Annotated in this window: 25 protein-coding genes and 1 tRNA gene; 5 read left to right on the forward strand and 21 right to left on the reverse strand. The window is 64.5% G+C overall.

The genetic code is table 11. From position 1 onward, the window contains the following. Window positions 1-61: 61 nt before the first annotated feature. The 6 genes from FZF13_RS08885 to FZF13_RS08910 all read right to left on the reverse strand — a co-directional run bounded on the left by FZF13_RS08885 (window position 62) and on the right by FZF13_RS08910 (window position 6,851). Window positions 62-934: an SMP-30/gluconolactonase/LRE family protein gene (locus FZF13_RS08885; RefSeq protein WP_024924320.1), complete on the reverse strand. Its 873-nt coding sequence runs from the start codon at window positions 932-934 to the stop codon at window positions 62-64. Next, the gene (locus FZF13_RS08890; RefSeq protein WP_024924321.1) at window positions 934-1,572 is read right to left on the reverse strand and encodes a 2-dehydro-3-deoxy-6-phosphogalactonate aldolase; all 639 of its coding nucleotides are present in this window, start codon (window positions 1,570-1,572) and stop codon (window positions 934-936) included. The genes FZF13_RS08885 and FZF13_RS08890 overlap by 1 nt, the downstream gene beginning before the upstream one ends. Continuing rightward, window positions 1,569-2,513: a 2-dehydro-3-deoxygalactonokinase gene (locus FZF13_RS08895; protein ID WP_024924322.1), complete on the reverse strand. Its 945-nt coding sequence runs from the start codon at window positions 2,511-2,513 to the stop codon at window positions 1,569-1,571. Before FZF13_RS08895 ends, FZF13_RS08890 begins: the two co-directional genes overlap by 4 nt. After that, window positions 2,510-3,277, reverse strand: a complete 768-nt coding sequence (locus FZF13_RS08900; RefSeq protein WP_024924323.1) for an SDR family NAD(P)-dependent oxidoreductase — start codon at window positions 3,275-3,277, stop codon at window positions 2,510-2,512. Before FZF13_RS08900 ends, FZF13_RS08895 begins: the two co-directional genes overlap by 4 nt. 206 nt (window positions 3,278-3,483) lie before the next feature. After that, window positions 3,484-4,833, reverse strand: coding sequence for a putative bifunctional diguanylate cyclase/phosphodiesterase (locus FZF13_RS08905; RefSeq protein ID WP_065998124.1), 1,350 nt, complete (start codon window positions 4,831-4,833; stop codon window positions 3,484-3,486). Window positions 4,834-4,955: 122 nt separating this feature from the next. Then, window positions 4,956-6,851 carry a hypothetical protein gene (locus tag FZF13_RS08910; RefSeq protein WP_024927809.1) on the reverse strand — a complete coding sequence of 632 codons (1,896 nt, stop codon included), beginning with the start codon at window positions 6,849-6,851 and terminating at the stop codon, window positions 4,956-4,958. Window positions 6,852-6,950: 99 nt separating this feature from the next. Here FZF13_RS08910 and FZF13_RS08915 point away from each other — a divergent pair, with 99 nt between their 5' ends. Continuing rightward, a complete protein-coding gene (locus tag FZF13_RS08915) occupies window positions 6,951-7,637 on the forward strand; it encodes a class I SAM-dependent methyltransferase (RefSeq protein WP_024924326.1) in 687 nt (228 codons plus the stop codon). On the opposite strand, the gene FZF13_RS08920 is transcribed toward FZF13_RS08915, so the two are convergent. After that, on the reverse strand, window positions 7,589-7,993 hold the full coding sequence (locus FZF13_RS08920; protein ID WP_024927533.1) for a GtrA family protein: 405 nt from the start codon (window positions 7,991-7,993) through the stop codon (window positions 7,589-7,591). The genes FZF13_RS08915 and FZF13_RS08920 overlap by 49 nt on opposite strands. A 3-nt stretch (window positions 7,994-7,996) precedes the next feature. Continuing rightward, window positions 7,997-9,250 carry a glycosyltransferase family 2 protein gene (locus tag FZF13_RS08925; protein ID WP_244431250.1) on the reverse strand — a complete coding sequence of 418 codons (1,254 nt, stop codon included), beginning with the start codon at window positions 9,248-9,250 and terminating at the stop codon, window positions 7,997-7,999. 170 nt (window positions 9,251-9,420) lie between these two features. Here FZF13_RS08925 and gshB point away from each other — a divergent pair, with 170 nt between their 5' ends. The 3 genes from gshB (at window position 9,421) to FZF13_RS08940 (ending at window position 12,471) form a co-directional block, all read left to right on the forward strand. After that, window positions 9,421-10,359, forward strand: a complete 939-nt coding sequence (gene gshB / locus FZF13_RS08930) for a glutathione synthase (protein ID WP_024924328.1) — start codon at window positions 9,421-9,423, stop codon at window positions 10,357-10,359. Beyond that, complete coding sequence (locus FZF13_RS08935) at window positions 10,356-10,766, forward strand: GFA family protein (RefSeq protein WP_024924329.1); 411 nt, start codon at window positions 10,356-10,358, stop codon at window positions 10,764-10,766. Before gshB ends, FZF13_RS08935 begins: the two co-directional genes overlap by 4 nt. A 172-nt stretch (window positions 10,767-10,938) precedes the next feature. Continuing rightward, window positions 10,939-12,471 carry a YifB family Mg chelatase-like AAA ATPase gene (locus tag FZF13_RS08940; RefSeq protein ID WP_024924330.1) on the forward strand — a complete coding sequence of 511 codons (1,533 nt, stop codon included), beginning with the start codon at window positions 10,939-10,941 and terminating at the stop codon, window positions 12,469-12,471. Between the two features lie 187 nt (window positions 12,472-12,658). On the opposite strand, the gene FZF13_RS08945 is transcribed toward FZF13_RS08940, so the two are convergent. The 12 genes from FZF13_RS08945 to FZF13_RS09000 all read right to left on the reverse strand — a co-directional run bounded on the left by FZF13_RS08945 (window position 12,659) and on the right by FZF13_RS09000 (window position 24,706). Continuing rightward, window positions 12,659-13,282, reverse strand: coding sequence for a transglutaminase-like cysteine peptidase (locus FZF13_RS08945; protein WP_024924331.1), 624 nt, complete (start codon window positions 13,280-13,282; stop codon window positions 12,659-12,661). Between the two features lie 249 nt (window positions 13,283-13,531). Beyond that, window positions 13,532-14,809, reverse strand: coding sequence for a polyhydroxyalkanoate depolymerase (locus tag FZF13_RS08950; RefSeq protein WP_024924332.1), 1,278 nt, complete (start codon window positions 14,807-14,809; stop codon window positions 13,532-13,534). A 314-nt stretch (window positions 14,810-15,123) separates the two neighbouring features. Next, complete coding sequence (locus FZF13_RS08955) at window positions 15,124-15,486, reverse strand: septal ring lytic transglycosylase RlpA family protein (RefSeq protein ID WP_036253366.1); 363 nt, start codon at window positions 15,484-15,486, stop codon at window positions 15,124-15,126. Window positions 15,487-15,961: 475 nt separating this feature from the next. Next, window positions 15,962-16,046, reverse strand: a tRNA-Leu gene (locus tag FZF13_RS08960). A 105-nt stretch (window positions 16,047-16,151) separates the two neighbouring features. Then, entirely contained in the window at window positions 16,152-16,772 is a 621-nt protein-coding gene (locus FZF13_RS08965) for a 2,3-bisphosphoglycerate-dependent phosphoglycerate mutase (protein WP_024924334.1), read from the reverse strand. 24 nt (window positions 16,773-16,796) lie between these two features. Beyond that, window positions 16,797-17,618, reverse strand: coding sequence for a 4-hydroxy-tetrahydrodipicolinate reductase (gene dapB / locus FZF13_RS08970; protein WP_024924335.1), 822 nt, complete (start codon window positions 17,616-17,618; stop codon window positions 16,797-16,799). After that, the gene (locus tag FZF13_RS08975; RefSeq protein ID WP_024924336.1) at window positions 17,615-19,468 is read right to left on the reverse strand and encodes an ABC transporter ATP-binding protein; all 1,854 of its coding nucleotides are present in this window, start codon (window positions 19,466-19,468) and stop codon (window positions 17,615-17,617) included. Before FZF13_RS08975 ends, dapB begins: the two co-directional genes overlap by 4 nt. A gap of 119 nt (window positions 19,469-19,587) precedes the next feature. Continuing rightward, window positions 19,588-20,604 (reverse strand): glucokinase, encoded by a 1,017-nt coding sequence (locus tag FZF13_RS08980; protein ID WP_036253363.1) that lies wholly within the window; start codon window positions 20,602-20,604, stop codon window positions 19,588-19,590. Window positions 20,605-20,783: 179 nt separating this feature from the next. Further along, the gene (mepA, locus tag FZF13_RS08985) at window positions 20,784-21,875 is read right to left on the reverse strand and encodes a penicillin-insensitive murein endopeptidase (RefSeq protein WP_051504870.1); all 1,092 of its coding nucleotides are present in this window, start codon (window positions 21,873-21,875) and stop codon (window positions 20,784-20,786) included. 89 nt (window positions 21,876-21,964) lie between these two features. Further along, window positions 21,965-22,870, reverse strand: a complete 906-nt coding sequence (locus FZF13_RS08990; RefSeq protein ID WP_024924339.1) for an SDR family oxidoreductase — start codon at window positions 22,868-22,870, stop codon at window positions 21,965-21,967. Beyond that, window positions 22,867-24,033 carry a tRNA epoxyqueuosine(34) reductase QueG gene (gene queG / locus FZF13_RS08995; RefSeq protein WP_024924340.1) on the reverse strand — a complete coding sequence of 389 codons (1,167 nt, stop codon included), beginning with the start codon at window positions 24,031-24,033 and terminating at the stop codon, window positions 22,867-22,869. Before queG ends, FZF13_RS08990 begins: the two co-directional genes overlap by 4 nt. Continuing rightward, window positions 24,014-24,706, reverse strand: coding sequence for a glutathione S-transferase family protein (locus FZF13_RS09000; protein WP_024924341.1), 693 nt, complete (start codon window positions 24,704-24,706; stop codon window positions 24,014-24,016). Before FZF13_RS09000 ends, queG begins: the two co-directional genes overlap by 20 nt. Before the next feature lie 249 nt (window positions 24,707-24,955). Here FZF13_RS09000 and FZF13_RS09005 point away from each other — a divergent pair, with 249 nt between their 5' ends. After that, a complete protein-coding gene (locus tag FZF13_RS09005; protein ID WP_024924342.1) occupies window positions 24,956-25,894 on the forward strand; it encodes an undecaprenyl-diphosphate phosphatase in 939 nt (312 codons plus the stop codon). Window positions 25,895-25,959: 65 nt separating this feature from the next. Here the strand turns inward: FZF13_RS09005 and FZF13_RS09010 are convergent, their stop codons facing one another. Then, window positions 25,960-26,655: an alpha/beta fold hydrolase gene (locus tag FZF13_RS09010; RefSeq protein WP_024924343.1), complete on the reverse strand. Its 696-nt coding sequence runs from the start codon at window positions 26,653-26,655 to the stop codon at window positions 25,960-25,962. Between the last annotated feature and the right edge of the window lie 19 nt (window positions 26,656-26,674).

Below are 26,674 nucleotides of genomic sequence, written 5' to 3' on the forward strand. Positions count from 1 at the left end.
GCCGCGAACCCGGTGGGTTCCTAGGAAATCGACCTTTGCCGCAACGCCGGCGACAGGCCCATCAGATCGCCACGCGTGGCTCGAAGCGGCCGCGCACCGGAAAATCGATCAGGAACGTCTTGCCGCCCTGAGGGTCGGCCGCGCGGGTCGCCTCGTCCTGGTCGGCCCAGGCAGAGGTGATAGCCAGCCGGTCGGCTTCCGCGCCGAAAAAAGCCGGGCAGGACGGCTGCAGCACCGGCATCGGGATGGAGCGCACCAGCTTGCCGTCCGGCGCATAGGCATTGACGGCGCTGGCGCCCCAGCAGGCATTCCACAGGATGCCGTCGCGGTCGACCACCGAGCCGTCGACATCGCCCGGGCTCTGCCGATGATCGCCGAACAGCTTCGGCTCGCCGACCGGCAGGCCGGTGGCCGGATCGCAATCGACGCGCATCAACAGTTTGACATCGCTGTCGACATAATAGGCAACGGCGCCGTCCTCGCTGAAGGCGATAGAATTCGGTATGGTGATGCCGTCAAAAAGCCGGCGCAGCTCGCCCTTGAAGAACCAGTAGATGGCACCCGCATTCTTCGCGTGCGTCTTGCTCATCGTGCCCACCCAGAACGCCCCGCACGGATGCACCCGCGCGTCGTTGGAACGGGTGCCGGCATTGTCGGCCTCGACCGGCGTGTGCAGGGTGAGTTTGCCGGTGGCAACGTCACGCACATGCAGCCCGGTTTCGGTGAAAACCAATTGCCGCTTGTCGTCGATGATGGCGATGGCGCTCGCCATCTGGCCGAGTTCATGCACCTTGGTGACGCCGCTGCGGCCGCGCTCGAGCAACTGGCCGTGGACGATGTTGAACCAGAACAGCGAGCCCGTCGCCGGGTCGTAGCTCGGCCCTTCGCCAAGTTCGCAGATGGTTTCCGAAAGAACCGAGACGATACCAGCCATTATTTCTCTCCGAAAACCGCATCCCAGGCAGCGACCGCCGCCTCGGCCCGCGCCGCGACCTCGGCCACTGTCATGCCCGGCTTGAACAGGCTCGACCCCAGGCCAAAGACGGTGACGCCGGCCGTCTTGTAGCCGGCGAAATCCTTTTCCGAGACACCGCCGACGGCGCCCACCGGCGTGCTGGCCGGCAGGACGGCGCGCATGGCGGCGATGCCACCGGGGCCAATGACACTCGCGGGGAAAAACTTGAGCGCGGACGCACCGAGCCGAATGGCCAGGAACGCCTCCGTCGGGGTGAGCACGCCGGGCATGGTGACCAGGCGGTGATGAGCGGCGCGTTTCATCACCTCGGCATCGATGTTGGGGCTGACCAGCAGCCGCCCGCCCGCGCCCTGCAACGCATCGACGTCGGCAGAGGTAAGCACCGTGCCGGCGCCGATCAGCGCGGTTTTCGGCAATGCCTGGACGATGGCAGCGATGGAGGTGAACGGGTCCGGCGAATTCAGCGGCACTTCGATCGCCTCGATGCCGGCCTGATAAACCGCGCCGGCGACGGCCACCGCCTCGCTGGGCTTCAAGCCGCGCAATATGGCGACAAGGCCGCGCTTCAACTGCGGAAATGGGGCTGTCTGGCTCATGCGCTCTGTTCCTTGCCGGCAATCATGCCGTTCTGGCGCGCCGCCGCGAACAGGCCCGCACGCACGGCAACGTCGGCATCGACCTGTCTGACGACAAGCCCCGCCATCTCCAATGCCGCGCCGTAGAGCGCGGCAAGCGCCCCCGAACCGACCAGCACAACCGGCGCGTCGCCGACCGGATAGCGGCGCAAGGCCGAAGCGATCTCGCCGCCGATCAGCAGACCGGACAGACGGGCGGCGGCATCGTCGGCCTTGAGGTCCTGCAGCAGCCCGGCGGCGCGAACGGCAAACAGCCGCGACGAGACATCGCCACCTTCCTCCAGCGCCTGCCTGCACCAGCGGTGGAACTGTGCGTTGTCCGGGATGACCGGAGCAGGTTGTTCGCCCAGCGAATGGCGCAGGATGGAATGCGTCGCCAGAACGGAGAACAATTCGCCCGTCGGCCAGGTACCGAAACCGGCGACCGCGCCATTGTCGACGACCACCCATTTCGAATGGGTGCCGGGCATGCAGACGACATGCCTGCCGGTCGCCGGCAGGCCGGCTCCGGCCAATTGCGTTTCTTCGCCGCGCATCACGTCCGGCGCGTCGGCCAGTCGCTGCGCGAGACCCGGCACGATGCGGATGTCGCGCGTCGTTCCCGGCACGCGGATGGCGCCCCGCAGGATGGCGTCGATCGGGGCCGGCACATCGACATAGGGCGCCTCGATCCAGCCCTGGCGCGAACCCGCCATGCCGCAAATGACGACGGGCAAGGTCGCCGGGGCCCGCATGGCCGCCAGATGCCGTTCGAGAACGGCCGAGAAGCCGGCCTCACGCGCGGTGATCAGCCCGTCGTCGCCGCGCTGTTCGGCCAAAACCCGGCCGGCGCCGTCGAGCAGCCAGGCACGCAGCCTGGTCGTACCCCAGTCGATTGCGGCAATCGCAGGCGACGCGTTCATAGCAGACCTCCGTCGACGATTAGCGTCTGGGCGGTCAGCATCGCCGATGCGTCGGAAGCAAGGAAGAGGCATGGCCCGACCATGTCGTCCGGCCCCATTTCGCGCGGGATCGCCTGGCGGGCGATGTGGGCTTCCAGCTTATCGCCGCTGACCCAAAGCTGACGCTGGCGCTCGGTGATGACCCAGCCCGGCGCGATGGCGTTGACGCGAATGCCGTCCTTGCCGTAGCGGCCGGCGAGCCCCTTGGTGAGGCCGATGATGCCGGCCTTGGCGGCCGTATAGGCCGGCATGTCGCCCATGTTCAGCATGAAGGACGTCGAGGTGAAATTGACGATGGCGCCACGTCCGGCCTTCTGCATGCCGGGCACCACCGCCTGGGCGGTGAAGAAATGCGGGCGAAGGTTGATCGACAGATTGTCGTCCCATTCGCTCGGTGTCACCGTCTCCGCATCGTGGCGGATATCGTTGGCGGCGTTGTTGACCAGAACGGTGATCGGCCCATGCGCCTGAGCCGCCGCTTGAACGGCGCCGCGCAAGGCTTCGATGTCGCGCAGGTCCGCCTTGAGGAAAAGCGGCGCATGAGCGGCTTCCCGGGCAAGCGCCTCGCAAAGCAGCCGGCTCGGCGCTTCGGCGATGTCGATGAAGGCAACCCTGGCACCCTGGCGTGCGAAACCCTCCGTCAGCCTGGCACCGATGCCTGTACCGCCGCCGGTGATCAGCACCGACGCACCTTCCAGATCGGCAAACCGCGCCGATGGCATCATGACGACTTCCTCCGCAACGCATAGTGCTGGAGCGTCCTTCGTGTCGGAATGGACACGCGGCGCTCTGGCCTGACGGCGCCGCATCCTAGCCAGCGGCCTGCCACGGGCAAGCGTGAAAATGCGCGCCGCTTCATTTTGTCTGACAAAAGGAGAAACGGGGAAGGAATTGGGCCGAAACGCGGCGGCGGGTTTGCCCCTGGAGCGGGTTAGACCGCCTTGGCGCGCAGCGCGCCGCGGAAGGAATCGCGCAGATAGCCCAGCGTAGCATCGGCATTGGCCGGTTTGCCGAACAGATATCCCTGGCCACCAGCGCAACCGAACTGCGCGAGACGGTCGGCCTGCGCCTCCTCCTCGATGCCTTCGGCCACGACATCCATGCCAAGGCCCTCGCACATGGCGAGAATGGCGCGGATGATATGTTCCGACGGACGGTCGTCGAGGATAGACGACACGAAGGCCCGGTCGATCTTCAGCTTGTCGAAGTTGAACTCGCGCAAGCGGCCGAGCGAAGACTGGCCGGTGCCGAAATCGTCCAGCGAAACGCGGATGCCGACCCGCCGCAAATCCTCGACGATCTTTTCGGCCGAGACCGGGTCGTTCATCAGGCCGGTTTCGGTGATCTCGATTTCCAGTCGGCGCGGGTCGAAGCCGGTGCGCTCGAGGATCGACAGGATGTGCAGCCCGGTGTTCTGGTCGACCAGCTGGGACGGCGACAGGTTGAAGGACAGGAACAAATCCGCCGGCCAGCCGCGCGCCGCTTCCGTGGCCTTGCGCAGAACAAGCTGGGACAGCGGCCCGATGATGCCGCGCTCCTCGGCGATCGGAATGAAGACGGCCGGCGATACCGGGCCCAAATCCGGGTCCGACCAGCGCGCCAGTGCCTCGAAGCCGATGGTGCGACGGGTGGCCAGATCGACGATCGGCTGGAAATGCGGCTCGACCTCGCCGGCCGAAACCGCCCGGCGCAGCGCCTGTTCGATGCGGGTGACGCGCTTGGCCGCTTCTTCCATCTCGCGTGTGTAGACGACGACCTGGCCACGGCCAGAGCGCTTGGCGTGATAAAGCGCCGTCTCCGCCTTGTTGAGCAGGATCTCGGTGGTCTCGTCGCCGGAATAAAACAGCGAGCAGCCGGTCGATGCCGACAGCCTGGCGGTGCGTTCGCCGACGTCATAGGGCGCCGACAGGATTTCGATCAGCATGCGCGCCTTTTCGGTCGCCGCCTCCTCGCTGAACACCATCGGATAAAGGAAGGCGAACTCGTCGGCGCCGATGCGGCAGACGGTGGAATAGCTGTCCATCGAGGCGCGCAGGCGCATCGCCACCTGGATCAGGATGTCGTCGCCGGCCTTGTGGCCGAACAGATCGTTGATCGGCTTGAAGCCATCGAGGTCCAGAATGCCGACGGCAAAGGGTGCCGGGTCGTCCGAGCGATCGGAAATGAGGCGTTCGACCTTGTCGAAGAAGCGGCGGTGATTGCCGAGGCCAGTCAACGGATCTGTGAAAGCCAGATCCGTATTCTCCCTGTTCGTCTGCCCGGTGCCAAACGAGGTTTGCATCGGCGTCCCTGTTCTTATTCTGGTATTTCTTATGAGACTGACATCAAACCGTTTAAGAAAGGTATCTCGAATATAAGCCGGCGCTTCCCGAGCGATGAAAAATTATCCGGCGCGATAAACCGTTAGCCGGTTCTGACGCGATACAGTTCAAGGGCCTTGCCCTCGGTGCCGGCAACAGGCTCCAGCCAGGACGGTACCTGGCCCTTGATGAGCGCTGCGAGGAACCCGTCGGGGCTTTGACCCGCGAGAAAACGAGTCTCGGAATTGCCACGACACAAGGCAACCAGCCCGATATGCTGGCCGCGTACGACCGCTTCAGCGGCCGTCGATGTGCCGGTGAATGCGTCCAGAACGAGGAGGTTGCCCTCGCCATTGCGATGATAGGGGCCGGCCAGCACGCGCTGCCCTGTATTGGCAAGTATCAGAGAGCCGAGATTGGATATGGCCATAACAGTCGTGGCCGGTTGCGCCGCCAGAGCGAGATAATCGCCGGGCGTCTCGCAGCTTTGACCGGCGACCGGGCTCGTTTCGCTTTCGGCGATTACCGAAATCGTCGAGGCGCTGACGCTCCAGACGGCGTTCAGTGAAACCAGCCAGACCGCGACGGACGCCAGCGTTGTTTTTGCCGAAGGGAAGTTCGTCGCGTATTCGCGCCAGCTTGCCACCCAGGCTGCCAGCGGGATGGCGGCAAGCGCGATCGTGAAATTTGTACCCCGCACCTGCCAGACGCTGATCGTCAAGGCGGTCAGGAGAAGCACGCCGACGACGAAGACCTCTCGTCGCCGGTCGCCGCGCAACAGGCGACGCAGCACAAGCGCGAGCGCAATCAGCGGCGTAGCATAGGCACCGAACAACATCGCGCGGTTGTCGGTCGCGAGTTGGAACAGCGACTGCACCTCGGATATTTTATCCAGCCACAATGTATGCAGGCGGGGATCGAGACCGGCATAGGGGCTGCGCAGGCATTGCGGGAAAAAGACAGCGACAACCGTGACTACCACGATCCCCAGCAGGAGAAGCGCGACCAATCTGTATGACCGGCTGGCGCGAACGCTGCCGACGGAAGCGGTGGCCGCAAGACCGAAGCCGGCAAGGGCTGCGAGCACGAACTGTATGACAGAAAAGCCGTCGCAGGTCGCAACGTTCCAGTTGGATGGCGCGATGGTGGTGACAAAGATAACGGACGAGACGCCGGCGAAGCCTAGCCCAAAGCCAAAGGCGGTGCGCGCCTCCCGCTCACCATGCATGAAGAACAGCGCCGCCACGCCGAGGCCGGTCACCACGACCAGCGGGGCGGTCTCCATGCCGACGGCGAGTGTTAGGCCCGCGCATACTCCTGACAGGGTGGCCGCCGGCCGCCAATGTGGTGCGTTCAGCAAGAAGTAAAGGCTCGCCGCGACGAGCATAAGCTGTACGTTGTGGTGATCGATGTTGCCGGGTTGATAGAGGCCGATAAAGAAAGGCCCTGCCGCCGCGATGACGAGTGCCGGCACGCCCGCCGCATTTCCACCGTACTGGCGCGCCGCCTGAACAATGAAGAAGACCGTCCACCAGCACATCAACGTTGGCCAGACGATTTTCGCAAAAGTCTCCGCCGCAGGCATGGATAGGCCGAGCGCGTGGGCTGTCGTGATCAGCGCGGCCAAGGGTGCATCCACCAACCGCGACCAGTGCATGATAAAACCACCCTGCGGCCCCATACGGTACTGGTGCAGGTCGAACCAGCCTTGTCCGCTGAGGAGATCCCGCACTTCGACCAACCGCATCTGGCTGTCGTTGTCTCCCCCGGCATTGGTGAGGGTTGGAAATCCGATGCACGCCTCGATCGCCACAAGCAACATCGCGGCACCTGCCGCGAAGGCGAGGTCGCTTCGCCAGCCGTGTAACGGCCAAGGCTTCAGGAACTCGTTGGCGGGATTAGCCTGTGTTTTCATGTTCGCGATCGATGCAGCAGCCAGAAGCGGCAGTCTAAGCAGGCAGCCTTCAACAAACTGTAAAACAGCGTTCCAGCCCTGCATTGGGCGGCGCGGATTCGGACGAACCTCGTCTTAACCCATTGAGGATAGCTTGGGACGACCGCGCGATCGAGAGGCGCGGGCATCGTCACGGAAGGTCAGATGTCCCAGGTGAGCTTTTTGAAGACGGCGGAGAAGAGGGTTCTCAACACAATCCATGACCGGGCGGTGTTCCGGCGCCGCGTTCGGGTCCTCTCAACGTGTCTGGCGGAAGAAATGAGCGCCACGGGCAGCGTTCTCGACCTCGGCTGCGGCGACGGGTCGATCGCGCGTGCGATCATGGACATCAAGCCGGGACTGACCTTTCGCGGCATCGACGTCATGCTGCGGCCACACACGCATATCCCGGTCGAACGCTTTGACGGCGAGACGATCCCGGCGGGCGACGGTTCCTTCGACTGGGTCACCATTGTCGACGTGCTGCATCATACCGACCATCCAGCCCGGCTCCTCGCCGAAGCTGTCCGGGTGGCGCGCGAGGGAGTGGTGATCAAGGATCACCTGCGCGAAGGCTTCGCCGCATACACGACCCTGCGCGTCATGGATTGGGTCGGCAATAAGGGGCACGATGTTCGCCTGCCTTACAATTATCTGAGCCGGGCCGAATGGGGCGTGGCATTCCGCGGTGCGGGCATCGAAGTTCGAAACTGGCGCGAGAACCTCTCGCTCTATCCCTTGCCGGCCAGCCTCGTCTGCGACCGGAATCTGCACTTTATTGCTGGGCTGCGAAAGCGAGGCGCTCAGTGTCTGTCTTCAGACACGAAGACCCATCGCGAGGTCACGACGTAACTCATGAAGGCTGCGGTGATCGTAACGGTCAGCGACGCTGCCGATGGCGCCATGGCCAGGCGGCTGGTGCAGATATGCCCGACCAGGCTCGATGTAGCAGCGCAAGCGAGTTGTGCCATAGCATAGCGCGGCAACGGCGAATTGTCGCGATGCATGCCTCCGAAGGTCCAGTCCCGCTGCGCGAGATAGGCTGCTCCGAAGGCTGCCGCATATCCCGCTGCGCCTGCGAGAAGCGCAGGCACGCCGCACCGCAGCAGAATATAGGTCAGCGCGAATAGCAGGAGATTGGCACCTGCGCCGACGATGACGAAGCGCGTCAGGCGACTGCGAAGGAAGTTCTGCGCCGTTATGACCATCGTCTACGGGCTGCCGACGGAGATGTCGCCGTCAGCCTTTCGCTGTTTCAGCGGAATCTCCAGCACGCCGAGCAGAAATGCCGAGAAAAACGCCTGAAACGAAATAACGATGAGGGTAAGGCCGAGGACGACGATGCGGGGAAGTTCGGAATCGTTCAGTGGCCCGAAATCGAGGCTTGCCCAGCGAAATACCGCGTAGCCTAAGAAGCCCAGGCCTGCCGCAAAGCAAATGCCTGCATTGGCCGCGAGCCGGTCGACGGTAATGGTGTGGCTAAGCCAGCCGGAGCGGCGATTGGATGGCAGGATGCCCATGTTTTCGGCGTAGGTGCGCGAGATCGCTCCGAAGGTGATGAGCTGCATGCCGGCAACGACCATGAAGCAAGCCGCGACGAAGGTGTTGAGGTCGAGAGAGAGATTGTCGATTACCCTTAGCGGCCCGAACACCAGCAATGCTCCAAATAGCGTGCCGATGCCGCACAACGCCGCACCCGGTATGAAGAACAGCCAGCGCGGATTGTACATCAGGAGGAATTTCAGATGGCGCCAACCGTCGCGCCACGTCTTGAGGTGTGGGGGGCGGCTGCGACCGTCCGGTTTCAAGGTCGTGGGCACTTCGTCGATAACAAATCCGGCGAGCGCGCTGCGCACCACCATCTCGGAGGCGAATTCCATACCTGTAGTCTGCAGGTTCAATGTGCGGATTCGCTCGGCTTTGAAACCACGCAGGCCGCAATGAAAATCGTTCGTCCTGATGCTAAAAAACAGCCTGCCCAAGAACGACAGGACGGGATTGCCCAGATATCGATGCAGCATTGGCATCGCTCCAGGCTCGATGCCACCCTTAAAACGGTTGCCCATGACAAGGTCAGCGCCACCGCGCAAGCGCTCGATGAACGCGTCGAGCTGCTCGAAGTCGTAGGAATCGTCGGCATCACCCATGATGATGAAGCGGCCTCGAGCAGCGGCGATGCCGCCTTGCAAAGCCGCGCCATACCCTTTTTCGGTGACTGGCACGACACGTGCCCCAAAGGTCGTAGCAATATGCTGGGAACCGTCCGTGCTGCCATTGTCTGCGATCAACACTTCGCCCGATATTCCTGAGCGGCCCAGAAAGCTCTTTGCCTTCAAGATACAAGTTGCGATGGTCTCGGCCTCGTTGAGGCAAGGCATGAGGATAGTCAGTTCCAGGACGTCCGGCGTCGGCTCGATGGTAGGAGCTGTAACCGCCTTGTCGAACTTCTTAGCGAGCGCGCCCAACGCATCCCTCCCATCAACCCAAGCAGCGGGGACTATGGGCAGCAAAGCCTTAAGATTTCGCTGAAACACAACTCCCGGTCGCTAGAAGATTCGACTGGTGGATTGGCAGCACGAATGCCAGGCGCTACATCATCGCCACCTGGAAATATCGCGCTCACCGGAGACCCTCCATGCCCCTCAAAGTCGCCGTCCAGATGGACCATGTCTCGACCGTGAACATCGCCGGCGACACGTCGTTCGCGCTGTCGCTGGAAGCGCAGCGGCGCGGCCACCAGCTCTTCCACTACACGCCGGACCGGCTTTCCATGCGCGACGGCAAGGTGTTCGCCCGCATCGAGGAAATGCAGGTGCGCGATGTGAAGGGCGACCATTTCACCCTTGGCGCGCCAGTGCGCACCGACCTGTCGGAAATGGACGTGATCCTGCTGCGCCAGGACCCGCCCTTCGACATGAACTACATCACCACCACGCACATTCTGGAGCGCATCCATCCGAAGACGCTGGTGGTCAACGACCCGGCCTGGGTGCGCAACAGCCCGGAGAAGATCTTCGTCACCGAATTCGCCGACCTGATGCCGGAAACGCTGATCACCAAGGATCCGCAGGAGGTTGCCGCCTTCCGCAAGGAGTTCGGCGACATCATCGTCAAGCCGCTCTACGGCAATGGCGGCGCCGGCATCTTCCACCTGCACGAGGCCGACCGCAATCTCGGCTCGCTGTTGGAAATGTTCGGCCAGCTGTTCCGCGAACCCTATATCGTCCAGCGCTACCTGAAGGACGTGCGCAAGGGCGACAAGCGTATCATCCTGATCGATGGCGAGCCTGTCGGCGCCATCAACCGGGTGCCGTCGGACACGGAATCGCGCTCCAACATGCATGTCGGAGGCCGCGCCGAGAAGACCGAACTGACGGCACGCGAACGCGAGATCTGCGCCCGCATCGGCCCGGCGCTGAGGGAACGCGGTTTTATCCTTGTCGGCATCGACGTGATCGGCGACTACATGACTGAGATCAACGTCACCTCGCCGACCGGCATCCGCGAGGTGAAGCGTTTTGGCGGCGCCGACATCGCCGCCCTGTTCTGGGACGCGGTGGAGGCGAAGCGGTGACCCTGAAGACCTATACCGGCAGTTGCCATTGCGGCGCCGTCCGCTTCGAGGCGGATGTCGACATCGCTGCCGGTACGGGGAAATGCAACTGCACGATCTGCACCAAGATGCGGCTGTGGTCCGTGGAGGCGCGCGCGGAAACATTCCGCCTTGTCGCCGGCGAAAGCGAGCTGACCGACTACCAGGGCAAGAACGACGTCGCGCACCACTTCTTCTGCAAACATTGCGGCGTGCGGGGCTTCGAGCGGGTGGACACACCCAACATGACCGGCGCCACCTATTTCAATATCAATGTCGCCTGCCTGGATGGCGTCGACATCGACGAACTGATGGCTGCCCCCGTGACCTATCGCGACGGCCGCAACGACGACTGGGGTTCGACGCCCGCGGAGACCCGGCACCTCTAAGCGGTGGAGTTGGCGATGTTCCGCCCGATTCAACCGCATACAACCCGGCCTACAGCCTGGGCGCGACGATGTTCCCTTATTGTTCTTGCTTTGATCGATAATCCATGCTTGTCTTCGGCCGTTAGCCAGACTTGATCGCCCGGACATGGGCGGCCACTGCTTCGGGGGCAGCATGGTTTCGCGGGTCCGTACGGTTGCATTCCAGGGCATCGAGGCCGTGCCTGTCGATGTGCAGGTGATGGTCGCGCCCGGCAAGGTCGGCATGCAGATCGTCGGCCTGCCGGACAAGGCGGTCGCCGAAAGCCGCGAGCGGGTGCAGGCGGCCCTTCACGCCTCCGGACTGTCGATGCCGGCGCGCAAGGTGACGGTCAATCTCGCACCGGCGGACCTGCCCAAGGAAGGCAGCCATTACGATTTGCCGATCGCGCTTGGCCTGATGGCGGCGCTTGGCGCCATCCCCGGCGATATGCTGGCGGCCTATGTCGTACTGGGCGAGCTTTCGCTGGACGGCACGATCGCGGCGGTGGCCGGCGCGCTGCCGGCGGCGATCGGCGCCAATGCCGAAGGGCGCGGGCTGATCTGCCCCCATGCCTGCGGCCCGGAGGCGGCGTGGGCCGGGCCCGATATCGACATTTTGGCGCCGCGCAGCCTGATCGCCATGGCCAATCATTTCCGCGGCACGCAGGTTCTGTCGCGGCCGGAACCCGGCGTGCACCACGGCGCCCGCGACCTGCCCGATCTCGCCGACATCAAGGGGCAGGAAAGCGCCAAGCGGGCGCTGGAGGTTGCCGCCGCCGGCGGGCACAATCTCTTGATGGTTGGACCGCCCGGATCCGGCAAATCCATGCTGGCCCAGCGCCTGCCGTCCATCCTGCCGCCGCTGGCGCCGAAGGAACTTCTGGAAGTGTCGATGATCGCCTCGGTCGCCGGCGAGCTGGCCGAAGGCAAATTGACCGACAGGCGGCCGTTCCGGGCGCCGCATCATTCCGCCTCCATGGCTGCCATGGTCGGCGGCGGGCTGCGGGCCCGTCCGGGCGAGGTCTCGCTTGCCCATCACGGTGTGCTGTTCCTCGATGAGTTTCCCGAATTCTCGCCGCAGACGCTGGATGCGCTGCGCCAGCCGCTGGAAAGCGGAGACTGCATGATCGCGCGCGCCAACCATCGGGTTACCTATCCGGCGCGCATCCAGTTGGTTGCCGCGATGAATCCGTGCCGATGCGGCATGGCCGGCGAGCCCGGCTATCGTTGCCTGCGCGGCGACCGTTGCCGCATCGACTACCAGGCCCGCATCTCCGGGCCGCTGCTCGACCGTATCGATCTCAAGGTCGACGTGCCGGCGGTTTCGGCCAGCGACCTGATCAAACCGGCGCGGACGGAACCGAGCGCGATCGTCGCCGGGCGGGTCAGCCGTGCCCGCCAGATCCAGCGGCTGCGCTTCGAGGCGCGCGGTCTCGCCGGCGAGACACTCAATGCCCATTGCGCGCCCGGCGTCATCGAGGACATCGCTAGGCCCGATGCCAATGGCATGGCGCTGCTTGGCGAGGCCAGCGAGAAGCTCGGCTTTTCGGCGCGCGCCTATCATCGTGTGCTGAAGGTTGCCCGCACGCTGGCCGATCTCGACGACTGCGAGACGGTCAGCCGCATTCATCTGGCCGAGGCGATCTCCTATCGCATGGCGTCGGAGCGGCTGTCGCAGGCGGCGTAGGCTGGAAACCGGGCCAGCCAGGACGATGTTTGGGCGATTTCAGACGAATCGGCCGGCAGCAAATCGAATAGGCCCATGAGAGCCACCCATCGCGCGCCAGAGCCGCTGTGCAGCCTGCGCGAAGGCCAGCGCGCAGCAGCACCCAAGGTCGCTGCCGCGATCGCCTTCATTCTGGGAAACTCGAAATTTACTGGACCGCGCCGACCAGAACCTGTTGGCCATCGCGGATGGAAACCCAGCGGCCGGTGTTGTCGATGGCCTGGCGTTTCAGATAGCGATAGCCGGTCTGGTCCCATGACTTGACCTTGTCGGTCAGGTTGTCGAGCACGAAATCGCCCTTGTCGGTGCGCACCGTCAGTACGGCATGGCCCTCGCCGTCGGGCTTGCGCACCACGGTGATGAGCAGGTCCGACAGGGAAACGCCGAGCCTCGCCAGCCGGCGGCGCTTTTCCAGCACATAGTCCTCGCAGTCGCCGACACCCTTGTCGGGATAGGCCCAGACTTCGTCCTTGCCGTAGATTTCGAGATCGCTCATCGGCTTGACCGCCGCGTTGACCGAAGCGGTGACGCTGGTGAGCTTGCCCCACAGTCCCGCGGTGAGGCGCGCCGGCGCAAGGTCTTTCGGGCGCACCGAACATTCGGCGGGGCGGGTCTTGCAGAAATCGTAGTGGCCGATCGGCTGCGAGGTCGGTCCGCCCGTCGCCATGACGCTGGCCGCCGCCGCCGGCAGCGTGAACCACGTCGCCACGGTCAGCCCAATCGCCGCCGCCGCGAAGAAACGCAAGCCGTGTGCCGCCGGTGAGGAGTTCATTGTCCCCCGCTCGCCCCTGTTCTTAACAAAACGTTAAAGGCGATTTACATGGCGTGTCAATTCACCCGAAGGACGGATTCACGTCGAGGGTTAATTGCATCCAGGCGACAGCGGTGATTGTGCAACACCCGTCCACAGCCGCGACATCCCGTCGGGCCGGCGATACGGACCATGCGATTGAAGGGGCTGACGCGCCCCGCCGACGGCCGCCGCTCACGGCACCATCGCGCCGATGGCGCCGCGCCAGTTCTAGGCCTGGGCGGCGCGAACGGTCTTGCGCTTCACCGCCACCTTGTTGGTGCGGCCATAGCTGGTGATGAAGTCGACGATGCGCGGCACGATCTCGGCGCGGAAGCGCGAGCCGTTGAAGACGCCGTAATGGCCGACCGCCGGCTGCATGTAATGCACTTTCATGTCGGCTGGAATGTTGACGCACAGGCCCTGCGCGGCCTCGGTCTGGCCGATGCCGGAAATGTCGTCGTTCTCGCCCTCGACCGTGAACAGCGCGACATTGCGGATGGCCGCGGGATCGACCCGCGTGCCGCGATGCTTCATCTCGCCCTTGGGCAGAGCGTGGCGCACGAACACCGTTTCCACCGTCTGCAGGTAGAATTCGGCGGTCAGGTCCATCACCGCCAGATATTCGTCGTAGAAGTCGCGGTGCTTCTCGGCATTGTCGCCGTCGTTCTTCACCAGATGCATGAAGAAGTCCTTGTGGGCGATGATGTGCCGGTCAAGGTTCATGCTCATGAAGCCGGACAGCTGCAGGAACCCCGGATAGACGTCGCGACCGAAGCCCGGAACCGGCCAGGGCGCCTGCATGACGACGTTGTCGCGGAACCAGTCGATGCCCTTTTCCTCGGCCAGGAGGTTGACCGCGGTCGGGTTGCGGCGCGTGTCGATCGGCCCGCCCATCAGCGTCATGGTGGCCGGCACGAAGCTGTCGCCGCGCGCCTCCATCAGCGCCACCGCCGCCAATACCGGCACGGAAGGCTGGCAAACCGCCATCACATGCGTGTCTGGCCCCAGCGCGTGCAGCATCTCGACGATGTAGTCGATATAGTCGTCGAGATCGAAGCGGCCGGCCGAAACCGGCACCATGCGGGCATCGACCCAGTCGGTGATGTGCACGTCCGCGTAAGGCAGCATCGCCTCGACCGTGCCGCGCAGCAGCGTCGCGTAGTGGCCCGACATCGGCGCCACGATCAAAAGCTTCGGGTCGGCCCGGCGTCCGGCCGGAACCTCGCGCTTGAACTGGATGAGATTGCAGAACGGCTTCGACCAGACGGTCCGCTCGGTGACTGCGACCGGTTTCCAATCGACCACGGTCTTGTCGAGACCGAAGGCCGGTTTGCCATAACGACGCGTGGTGCGCTCGAACAATTCCGCCGTCGCGGCGACCGAACGGCCCCACGGCGTGTGCGAGAACGGGTTCAGCGGATTGCTGTAGAGAACCCGCACCGCCTCGGCATAGGCGCGCGCCGGCTGCAAGGCCGCATGGTTCATCTCGTAGAGCTGATAAAACATCCAGGATCTCCGCTGCCCCAGAAACCGAAAAAAGGACGACGAGCGGCGTCGAGCTTTCACTGTGTCGCAACGAAGTTAACAACAAATTGTTGCGACGCAATAGATCACGTAACGTGAGTTATCCCCATACTTTAGGCCAAAGCCTTGGAAAAGGTAGGGCTAGCGCGCCAGCCGGCTATGGGTGCAAGCGCGAAGACGGCGCCCTCGGCGGCCAGCTGCCAGAGCCGGTCGCGCTCAAGGCCGAACAGGCCAGACAAAGAAAAAGCGCCGCTCGCGCGGCGCTTTCTCAGGTTCCAGGTCCGGTTTGTGGCCGACTATACCCTGGCCACGCAGACCGGGGCCTGGCCCGAGCTGACGAAACCGAGCTGGCTCGCGGCGCCGCGCGACAGGTCGAGCATGCGGCCCTTGATGAAGGGGCCACGGTCGTTGATGCGCACCACGACGCTTTTGCCGTTGTTTTTGTTGGTGACCTTGATCCGCGTGCCGAAGGGCAGGCTGCGATGCGCAGCGGTCAGGGCGGAGGGGTTCATGCGCTCGCCGGATGCGGTCTTGGAGTGAAGGGCATACCAGGAAGCACGGCCGCACTGGGTGGCGGCGGAGGAGGCGGACGCGCCGGCGGCAAGGCCGACTGCGACGGTGACCGCAACAAACGCGGCCTTCTTCTTGTTGATTGTCATTCCGAGGGAACGGCTCCGTTAACAGATAACGGGGCGTTAAGGACAAATGCGGCGGCAAATCCGGCCAGTTTCTGGCGAAAGCGTGGCAACGGCACACGTTTTGATTCACCTGGAAACAGTCTGTCAGAATATTGTCCGACAAATTCGCAGGATCATCGAACGAATCAACGAGCTCCAGGACAGGATCGTCCTAGCCCGCGATGATCTGATCTCCAAGTAGAATAGATGGAAATATTCAAATGATCTCATCCAGCCACGCAGCACCCGTCGGTGAGATTGCAAACGGATCGGCTGCCATCACCCGGTGGCCAACGATATTCCATGCCCTGGAAAATTGATCTGGCGCGGCCGCAAGGCGTCACCGAACCTGCATTGCGGGGAGAACCGGCGGGCGTGACGTCCAAAAACAAAAAAGCCCGGCAATGCCGGGCTTTTTGGTGCTCGCCGATCCGTTACCGGGTCGGCTGCGGAAAACTGGTGCCCAGAAGAGGACTCGAACCTCCACGCCTCGCGGCACACGGACCTGAACCGTGCGCGTCTACCAATTCCGCCATCTGGGCTGGTGGGCGCTCATGTAAGCGGGCGAACCGACCCTGTCAACGCGCTTTTTTCAAGCAAGGCGACGGGCGGGCGCAAAAGCCGCGGGCGAGCGCCGGCAAAATGCTTCAACCGGCGAGAACTTCCTTCGAGGCGACCGTCGAATCGGCGTTCAGCGTGTAGATGACCGGCACGCCGGTGCCGAGCTCCAGCTTGACGATTTCATCGCCCGTCAGGCCGTCCAGCGCCATGATCAGCGCGCGCAGCGAATTGCCGTGGGCCGCCACCAGCACAGTGCCGCCGGACAGCACATGCGGCTGCAGCGTGTGCAGGTAATAGGGCCAGACGCGCGCGCCGGTGTCCTTCAGGCTTTCGCCGCCGGGCGGCGGCACGTCATAGGAACGGCGCCAGACATGGACCTGGTCCTCGCCCCATTTCTGACGGGCATCGTCCTTGTTGAGGCCGGACAGTTCGCCGTAATCGCGTTCGTTCAGCGCCTGGTCGCGCACCGTCTCCAGATCGCTCTGGCCGACGGCGTCGAGAATGTGCTGGCAGGTCTTCTGCGCACGCTTCAGCACCGAGGTGAAGGCGATATCGAATTTCAACCCGCGCGCCTTGAGCTTGGCGCCGGCGGCCTTGGCTTCCGCGTGCCCCTGTTCGGTCAGGTCGACATCGCGCCAGCCGGTGAACAGGTTCTTCAGGTTCCATTCGCTCTGGCCGTGGCGCACGAGCACGAGGGTTCGCGACATATTTTATCCCTTCACGAGTGTGGATCAGGCGCCCTGGCCGAGGCCAAGCACGTCCCGCATCGAATAGAGGCCGGGCTTGCGCCCATGCGCCCACAGCGCCGCCTTGACGGCGCCACGGGCAAAGATGGTCCGGTCCTCGGCATGATGGCTGAGCGCAATGCGCTCGCCGGGGCCGGCCAAGAAGACCGAATGCTCGCCGACCACCGAGCCGCCGCGCAGCGTGGCGAAACCGATGGCCTGCGCTTTGCGGGCGCCGGTGTGGCCGTCCCGCGTGCGCACGCTGTTTTCGGCAAGCGCGATGCTGCGTCCTGCCGCCGCCGCCTCACCCAGAAGCAGTGCTGTGCCCGACGGCGCGTCGACCTTGTTGCGATGGTGCATTTCGAGGATCTCGATGTCGAAATCCTCGGGCGGCAGCGCCTTGGCGGCCTGTTCGACCAGAACCGCGAGCAGGTTGACGCCGAGGCTCATATTGCCGGACTTGACGATGGTGGCGTGGCGGGCGGCGGCGGCGATGGCCGTGTCGTCCTCGGCCGAACAGCCGGTGGTGCCGATGACGTGGATGATGCGCGCCTGGGCGGCATAGCCGGCGAATTCGACGGTCGCCGCCGGCGAGGTGAAGTCGAGCACGCCGTCGGCCTTGGCGAAAGCGACCAGCGGGTCGTCGCCGATCAGGACACCGATCGGGCCGACGCCGGCCAATTGTCCGATATCCTTGCCGATATGGGGCGAACCCTGCCGTTCGATGGCGGCGGAAACGGTCGCGCCCGGTATCGTGGCGATGGTGCGCACCAGCGCCTGCCCCATGCGGCCCGCGGCGCCAACAACCACCAGCTTCATGTCGCTCATCCGTTGCTCCCCGTCTTGCGTCTGGTCTTGCCTGCCGGCACGCCCTCCGCTTCGGGAAGGCTGTCGACCAGACCAAGACCCTGGCCACCCTGCAGTTTGTGGAAACGGGCATAGGCGCCGCGCGGCCTGGCGATCAGCTCGGCATGCGTGCCTTCCTCGACCAGGCGGCCCTGCTCCAGGACGACGATATGGTCGGCATTGACCACTGTCGACAGCCGGTGGGCGATGACGATGGTGGTGCGGCCCTGCATGATGCCGGTCAAAGCCTGCTGCACCCGCGCTTCCGATTCATTGTCGAGGGCGGACGTCGCCTCGTCGAGCAGCAGGATCGGCGCCTGGCGCACGATGGCGCGCGCGATCGAAACGCGCTGCCGCTGGCCGCCGGACAGGGTCACGCCATTCTCGCCGACGGGCGTGTCGTAGCCCTGCGGTTGCTGGCGAATGAAGTCGTCGGCCGCGGCCTGTTCCGCCGCCAGTTCGATGGCGGCGTCGCCGGCATCCGGCCGGCCGTAACGGATGTTGTCGCGGATCGTGCCTTCGAACAGATAGGGCTGCTGCGACACGAAAGCGATCGACTGCCGAAGCGAGCGCTTGGTGACCTTGGAGATGTCCTGACCGTCGATCTCAATCGAGCCGCCGTTCACATCGTAGAAACGCTGCAGGAGCGCCACCAGCGTCGACTTGCCGGCGCCCGATGCGCCGACGATCGCCGTGGTCTTGCCCGCGGCGGCGGTGAAGGTGAGGTTTCGGATCACCGGCGCGTCGGGCAGGTAGCCGAACGTCACGTTTTCGAAGCGGATCTCGCCGCCCTTGACCTTGGCTTCCTTGGCGTCCGGCGCATCGCCCTGCTGCGGCTCGATGTCGAGCAATTCGTAGATCATGCGCGCATTGACCATGGCGCGCTCGACATTGACCTGGGTGCGGGCAAGCCGGCGCACCGGGTCGTATGCCAGGAGCAGCGCGGTGATGAAGGCCATGATGTTGCCGGGCGGCTCATTGTCGATCGCCGATTTGTACATCGAATAGGCGACGACGCCGGCAACCGCGAAACCGGCCAGTATTTCGGTGATCGGCGCCAGCCGTTCCGAAACGCGGGCGATCTTGTTGTAGCGGCCCTCCGCCCTGTCGACGAGATCGCCGATCTTGCCGGTCAGTTGCTCCTCCATGGTGAAGGCCTTCACCACGGCGATGCCTTGCACGGATTCCTGCATGGCGCCGATCAGATGCGAGTTGATCTCGACCGATTCGCGCGTCACCCGCCGCAAACGCCGCATGATGTAGTTGACCGCCCACACCAGCGGCGGGCCGATCAGGAAGATGCTGGCAGCCAAAAATGGCGCCTGGTAGATCATCACGGTGACCAGGCCGATCAGGGCGACAAGGTCGCCGGCCACCGACTTCAGCGTCATCGAGAACAGGTCGCGGATGCCGGCGACGTTTTCGTTGATGCGCGCGGCGAGCTGGCCGGAACGCGTTTCGCTGTAGAAATCGACGCCCAGCTTCATCAGGTGCCCGAAGACGCGCTTCTGGTAGTAGGCAACGATGCTGTTGCCGATCTTGGCCAGCGTGACCGCGGCACCATAGGTCGAAAGGCCGCGAACCAGGAAAATGCCGATGATACCACCGCAGATCCAGGGTATCAGGTCATAGCGACGGCCATAGTAGAGATAGTCGACCAGCGGCTGCATGATGTAGGCCGCCCCACCCGTCGTCGCGGCCATCGCGATCAAACAGGCAGCCGCGATCCAGTAGGACTTCACATGTCCGCGGCCAGCTTCGTCGAAGATACGTCGCAACACGGCGACGACTTCGCCGGGGGCCGCCTTTCGATTGGGGTCGTTAAAGGTCAAATTTCAGTCCGCTGCGCGCTGCATTCGTCGGCTCGCCCATTGGCGTCCGGCTCCTAATAGCCGCATCGCCGCCCATTGCCTATGGCCAATGGGCAACGCGCCGAAATTGCTTGGCCGCTTCAAGCCCTCCAGCGGCGGCCTTCGGTCTCCACGCCAAACAGCGACGGCGCCCGCGCATAGGCGGCGAGGCCGGCCAGCGCGGCGAGTGGGTGGGTGATGACATAGACCGGGATAGACCGCATCAATTCGCTGTGAGGTGCTTTGTCCTCGAAGGCGGCGCGGAAATTGCCAGCCTTCAGCGCCGGCACGATCTTCTGGGCGATGCCGCCGGTGAGGAAGACGCCACCACGGCTCTTGAACACCAGCGCCAGATCGCCGGCGGTGCGGCCAAGGCAGGTGACGAAGAGCGAAACCGCTTCCTCGGCGACGGCGTCGGACTTCGCCAGCGCCGCGGCGGTGATTTCGGCCGGCTTGGTGAAGGGAGCCGCCTTGCCGTCTGCCATGGCGACGGCGCGATAAGCATTGACCAGCCCGCGGCCGCACAGGATCTGTTCGCCGGAAATGCGGCCCTCGATCTTTTCGATATGCGGAAACACCTGGAAGTCACGCGGCGAGCGCGGGCCGATGTCCATGTGGCCGCCCTCGCCCGGTACCGGAATCCAGTGACCGAGCGCATGGATCAGCCCGGCGACGCCGAGGCCGGTGCCCGGGCCGAGCACGACGCGGCTGGCATTCGGCACCGCTGCGCCGCCGCCGATCTTTTCCATATGCTCTTCGCCCAGCGCGACCACGGCGAGCGCCTGCGCCTCGAAATCGTTGAGCACGACGACGTCGCTGAAACCGAGATCGCGCAGCATCACCTTCGGGCGGATCACCCAGGGACAGTTGGTGAGCGGGATCTCGTCGCCGTCGACCGGACCGGCGATGGCAAGCACGGCGGAGTTCGGCCGCACGGACGAGCGGTCGAGCACGGCGGCCTGGATGGCGGCGTCGATGGTCTCGTAATCGGCGGTCTGGACGATATGCGGCTCACCGGCTTCGGCATTGGCGTCGAGGACGATGGAGAACCGCGCATTGGTGCCGCCGATGTCGCCGATGAGGATCGGGAATCTCAGCGTACCGCTTCCTTCAGTCATTCCCATCCCCGGTTCGATGCGGCGCGGTCTCGCCGTTCTCTGGTTCCGGCCGGATCGTTCGCGGCCGCGGGCCGGAGCGATTCGACCGGATGCAATATCTCAATCGATTGAATGCTATAAACAAACAAAAGCGCCCCCGAAAGGGCGCTTTTTCTGGTCTTCCCACCGCTTGCGCCGTTTCAGCCGCCCGGGCGGGGGCGCGGCAACGGAATGCCGATGGCGGGCGTCGGCGCAAAGGCATTGGCGCTGACAGGTTCGGGCGGCGTCTCGCCGACGGCCGTCGCGGCAGGCGCCTCGGCGGGTTCGGGCGAGGCGGCGACCGCAACGGGCGCGCGGCCGTCGCCATGATAGGTTGCCGCCTCGGCGGAGGCCGGCGACGGCGCCTGCAGCACCATCCGGCATTCCTTCGGCAGGTTGGCCATCGTCATGATGTCGCGCGCCTTCGGCGCATCGGGGTTCTTGTTGGGGCGCCACGGCTCCTCGGTGAACCACCAGGCCAGCGACTTGTCGCAGCCGTCGCCCGGTGACGTCGCCGCCTGCTCCTTGCAGCCATGCGAGCCGGGCTGGCAGCCGATGCGGATGTGGAAATGATAGTCATGGCCCCAGAACGGCCTGATCTTGCGCAGCCAGGAACGATCGCCGGTGACGGTATCGCAAAGTTTCTTCTTGATGCCGGGATTGACCAGGATGCGCTCGATTTCCGGATAGCTCGCCGCGCGCTTGAGAAGCTGGGTGTGCGCCGGTGTCCACAATTTGTCGTAGACGCGGTGGGTCTTGGGGTCGACCATCAGGGTCGCGCTCTTGTTCTCGCGCTCGGCCGAGGTCAGTTCGCGTTTCGGCATCGGCGTCAGCCAGATGTCGGCGTCGAGGCCGATCTGGTGCGAGGCATGGCCAGTCAGCATCGGGCCGCCGCGCGGCTGCGAGATGTCGCCCAGAAGCAGGCCCGGCCAGCCATCGGAGGCGGCGTCGCGGGAGAATTTCTCGAGCAGCGCGATCATCGCCGGGTGGCCCCAGCGGCGGTTGCGGGAAGGCCGCATGACCGTCCAGGTATCGCCTTCGAAGGGAATAGCGACGCCGCCAGTGAAACAGCCTTTCGAGTAGAACCCGAAGGATTGCGGCGTGGTTGCCGCCGGCAGCTTCTCGGCGCCGAACAGGTCCTTCGCCAGTTCCTCCGCCATCGCCGGGCGCGCCTCGAATTCGACGGCGCCAACAAGCGCGGCCAGGCCCACCAGTGCGCAGGCCGCCTTGCGGGCGATGGTTCGCAGCCTCATCCTCACCTTAGCCTCTCCCTGCTCGCGCAGTCCCTTCGGTTCCACCCCAGCCCGCGCGAATCATATCACGCCACGGCCATGCGACGCGATCACGAGCGCTTCATCGGGCTGCGCGCGACGCCTTTGCCCCAGTCGCCACTCGCCCACATATGGTCGAAGGCCGAATGGTAGTCGGGGAAGCGGAATGCATAACCGCTGGCCTTGATCGCCGCGTTCGAGACACGTTTGTTCTCGCCATAGAAGGACCGGGCCATCGGCGATAGCCGAGCGGTCTCGAAATCCGTCTCCGGCGGCGGCTCAACACCCATCAGCGACGCCGCATAAGTCACCACGTCCTGCGGCGGCGCCGGCAGATCGTCGGTGACGTTGAAGACGCCGCCCAGCTCCTGTCCGGCCAGATGGCGCAAGGCGCCGGCAATGTCGTCGCGATGGATGCGGTTGAACACCTGCCCCGGCTTGATCAGGCGCTTGGCGCTGCCGTCGGTGAGATTGACCAAGGCGTTGCGGCCGGGACCGTAGATGCCGGAAAGGCGCAGCACCGCGACCGGTCGGTTAATGTCGCGGCCAAGGTCCAGCCAGGCCCGTTCCGCCGCCAATCGGGCGACGGAGCGACCGGAAACCGGGCGGCATTCGCTGTTCTCGTCCACCCAGTCGCCGCCATGGTCGCCATAGACGCCGACCGTCGACAGATAGCCGATCCAGCGCAAGGCCGGCATGCGTTCGGCAAGCGTTTCCCGCGCGGCTTTCAGCACCAGGTCGCCGTCCGCCTCGGGAGCGATGGAAATCACCAGATGCGTGGTCCTTTTGAGTGCCGCCGCGATCTCGTCCGTCAACGTCCCGTCAAAGCCCAAGGGTTCAATCCCCGCCTGCCGGAGCGCGTCGAACTTGTCCGGCGAACGCGTGGTGCCGGCAAAGCCACCGAAATCGCCGTTCAGGCGGGCAAAGCCCTGCGCGGAATAACCGGCGCCGAAAATGAATATGCTGTTGCCGGTCATGCCGTCGTTCCCTTGCTCGTCGCCTCATCCAGCGCCGACCGCCACTCGTCGCAGACGACCGCGTCGTCCTCGCCCGGCAGCGCCGCCTCGGCCAGATCGCCGAATGTAGCGCGCGCCATCAGTCGCGACAGTGCCCACACCGCCGCACCCCGCACCAGCGGCGAAGCGTCGGCCAGAAGCGCGCGCACGGATGCGACGAGGCTTCCCTCGCCCGAATTTCCGGCGGCGATCAAGACGTTGCGGATGAAGCGGTCACGGCCGATACGCTTGACCGGCGAACCGGAAAAGAAGGTACGGAAGGCGGCATCGTCAAGCGCAAGCAAATCGGCCAGCCGCGGCTCGCGCAATTCGGCGCGCGCGACGAGTTTTGCCTCCGACGCGGCCTGCGCGAATTTGTTCCACGGGCACGCGGCCAGGCAATCGTCGCAGCCATAGATGCGGTTGCCGATGGCGGCGCGGAATTCGTGTGGGATCGGCCCCTTGTTCTCGATGGTGAGATAGGAGATGCAGCGGCGCGCATCGAGCCGGTAAGGGGCGGGAAAGGCCGCGGTCGGGCAAGCGTCGAGACAGGCGCGACAGGACCCGCAATGGTCCTCCTCGGCAGCGTCCGGCGTAAGTTCGGCGGTGGTGAAGATGGTGCCGAGGAACAGCCAGGAGCCGTGCGGGCGGCTGACCAGATTGGTGTGCTTGCCCTGCCAGCCCAGTCCGGCGGCTTCCGCCAGCGGTTTTTCCATCACCGGCGCGGTGTCGACAAAAACCTTGACGTCGCCGCCAGCCACGGCGACCAGCTTGCCGGCCAGCTCCTTCAGCCGGCCCTTGATGATGTCGTGGTAGTCGCGGTTCCGGGCATAGACCGAGATGGCGCCGCGGTCCGGCCTTTGCTGGAGCAGGCGCGGATCGCGATCCGGACCATAGTTCATCGCCAAAACGATGATGGAACGCACATCCGGCCACAGCACCGACGGATCGGCTCGGCGCTGCAGCGTCTCGGCCATCCAGCCCATCGAACCGTGAAAACCGGCGGCGACGAATTCGGCGAGCCGCGCCGGCGCCTGCGGAATGGCATTTGGCGTGGTGACGGCGACGGCATCGAAACCGGCGCGCCGCGCCTCCCGGTCGATCAGTTGACGCAGCTTTGCCGGATCAGAAATCGAGGTCCGCATAATGCGATACCGGCGACAGGCCCCGCACCCGGTCGGCCAGCAGCGGGCGGAAGGAGGGGCGCGATTTCACGCGGGTGTACCATTCGCGGGCGGCGCCGTATTCGCGCCAGTCGATCTCGCCCAGATAATCGAGCACCGAAAGGGCGGCGGCGGCGGCAAGATCCGCATAGGTGATGCGGCTGCCGGCCAGCCAGTGGCGCGTGCCGGCCAGCCAGTTGGTGTATTTCATATGCTGGCGGATGTTGGCGCGGGCGGCGCGGATCGCGGTCGAATCGGGCGAGCCGCCACCGGCTTCCGCCGGCATGTGCGGCTTCAGGACGCGTTCGCGCACGAGATGGCGGGTCACCTCGGTCTCAGTCTTGGCCAGATACCAGTCGGTGAGGCGGCGAATCTCGGCGCGCTCCATCGGCCCTTCGACGAACAGGCGCTTGTCGCGCTTCAACACGCCGCGCGTCTCGTCCAGATATTCGGCGATGACGCCGGCGCCGATGATCGGCACGTCGCCTTCGGCCAGCAGGATGGGCAAGGTGCCGGCGGGATTGAGCGCCAGGAACTCCTTGCGGCGGGTCCACGGCTTCTCTTCGATCAGCGCCAGCTCCTCGCCATACTCGCCGAAGGCGAGGCGTACGAAGCGGCAACTGGCGAACATGGGGTGGTGGAAAAGCGTCAGCATAGTCTCGAATGATATATGCGCTGGCGAATCGTTGGCCGCGCCGATAAGTCTTGGTCGCCCGATTCCACGGGCTGTCAGGGTGCTGCGAGCTATAGGAGCAGTTGAGCACGCTGACAAGCAAGCCCCGACGCGGGATTCGCCACAGTTTGCGACTTTGGCCGAATGCCGGTGCGTCGGTTCGACAGTTCGAGCGCGAGCAAGGGCAAGACCGGACCCGCTTTTGCCGATCGCGCCCTCCGCGAGGTTGCTATGGAATTCTGGACTTTGGTGGAAGCGCTGCTGCTCGGCCTGCTCGAAGGGCTGACGGAATTCCTTCCGGTGTCCTCGACGGGCCACATCCTTTTGGCCGGCCATTTTCTCGGCTTCGAATCGACCGGCAAGGTGTTCGAGGTGCTGATCCAGCTCGGCGCCATCCTCGCGATTCTCAGCCTCTATGCGGGCCGGATCTGGGCATTCCTGCGCCAGCCCGGCGCCTTCGGCCTGCTGGTCGAGGCGGCGATCGGCTCCATCGCCTCGTTAGTGTGGCTGGTTGGCTGCGCCTTCGAATTCGTCGCGGCGAAGGTGAAACGCCGGCGTGTCAACATGTTCCTGCCGCCCGAATTGCCGAAGGACCCGAGCGTGCGCCTGCTGGTCGGCGTGTTCCTGGCCTTCCTGCCGGCCGCCGTGATCGGCGCGCTGGCGCATGATTTCATCAAGACGGTGCTGTTCGAAACGCCGAAGCTGATCTGCATCATGCTGATCCTGGGCGGCATCGTGCTGTTGTGGATCGACAGGCTGGACCTGAAGCCGAAATATCACAACGCCTCGGAACTGCCGCTGTCGATGTGCCTCAAGATCGGCCTGTTCCAGTGCCTGGCAATGATCCCCGGCACCTCGCGCTCCGGCGCCACCATCGTCGGCTCGCTGCTGATGGGGGTCGACAAGCGCGCCGCCGCCGAATTTTCGTTCTTCCTCGCCATCCCCACCATGCTGGGCGCCTTCACGCTCGATCTGATCAAGAACCGGCACGCCCTGACGAGCGGAGACTTCCCGATCATCGCCGTCGGCTTCGTGGCGGCCTTCATCGTCGCCGTCATCGTGGTGCGCAGCCTGCTCGGCTACGTCTCCCGGCACGGCTATTCGCTGTTCGGCTGGTGGCGGCTGATCGTCGGCGGCGTCGGCCTGGCCGCCCTGTTCATCTGGGGTTGAGCGCGAAGAAGGCGGGGCGGAACGGGCGAAATCCTACGATCGCCTCGATCACAAGTCTGTACCGATCAGGACAGCTCGTCGATCAGTGAATGCAGGATACCGTTAAGTACGGCCGGCTTCTCGAAGGGAACATAGTGCCCGCACTGCGGGACGATAGTCAGGCGTCCGTCCTTTGCCGAGCGCGCCTGTCTGATCGTAACGACAGGACCGGGTGCCACGTCATTCTCCCCTGAGATGCAGACGACCGGACATTCGAGGCGCGGTAGAAAATCGTTTCTGTCAGGCCTGGTATGAAATGCCTCCACGCCTTTTGCGATTGCTCGCCAGTCTAAGTTCGTTGCCCAGGACTTTGCTCGAGCCCGCAAAGCAGAAGGCGCAAATGAGGAGATCAACGGATCCCAGTATAGATCCCACGCCGCCCCCACACCGCTATTGCCGAGTAGCTCAGCAGCCTCGGTCCGCAGTGCGGAATCGCGACGGTGTCCAGCGTTGGCACCAATCAGCACAACGGCCGCAATGCGCTCAGGTGCCAGGACGGCCATCTCCAAAGCGCAGGAGCCGCCTACCGAATTACCGACGACGATCAACCGGTCGCCCCTGAGGCTGCCAAGGATTTCCGAAGCCCATTGGGGCAGGGTTTCACCAAGACCGTACATCGTAGGGGCATGCGTGTGGCCGGGCAGGACATTCTGTTGTTCTGTCCACATTGCTGCGTCGAACGGCAGCGCATGCAAAAGCACGAGTTCCAGTTGGCTCTCCATCGTCTACGTCATCCGGCCC

The organism is Mesorhizobium terrae (genome assembly GCF_008727715.1).
Classification (GTDB): domain Bacteria; phylum Pseudomonadota; class Alphaproteobacteria; order Rhizobiales; family Rhizobiaceae; genus Mesorhizobium; species Mesorhizobium terrae.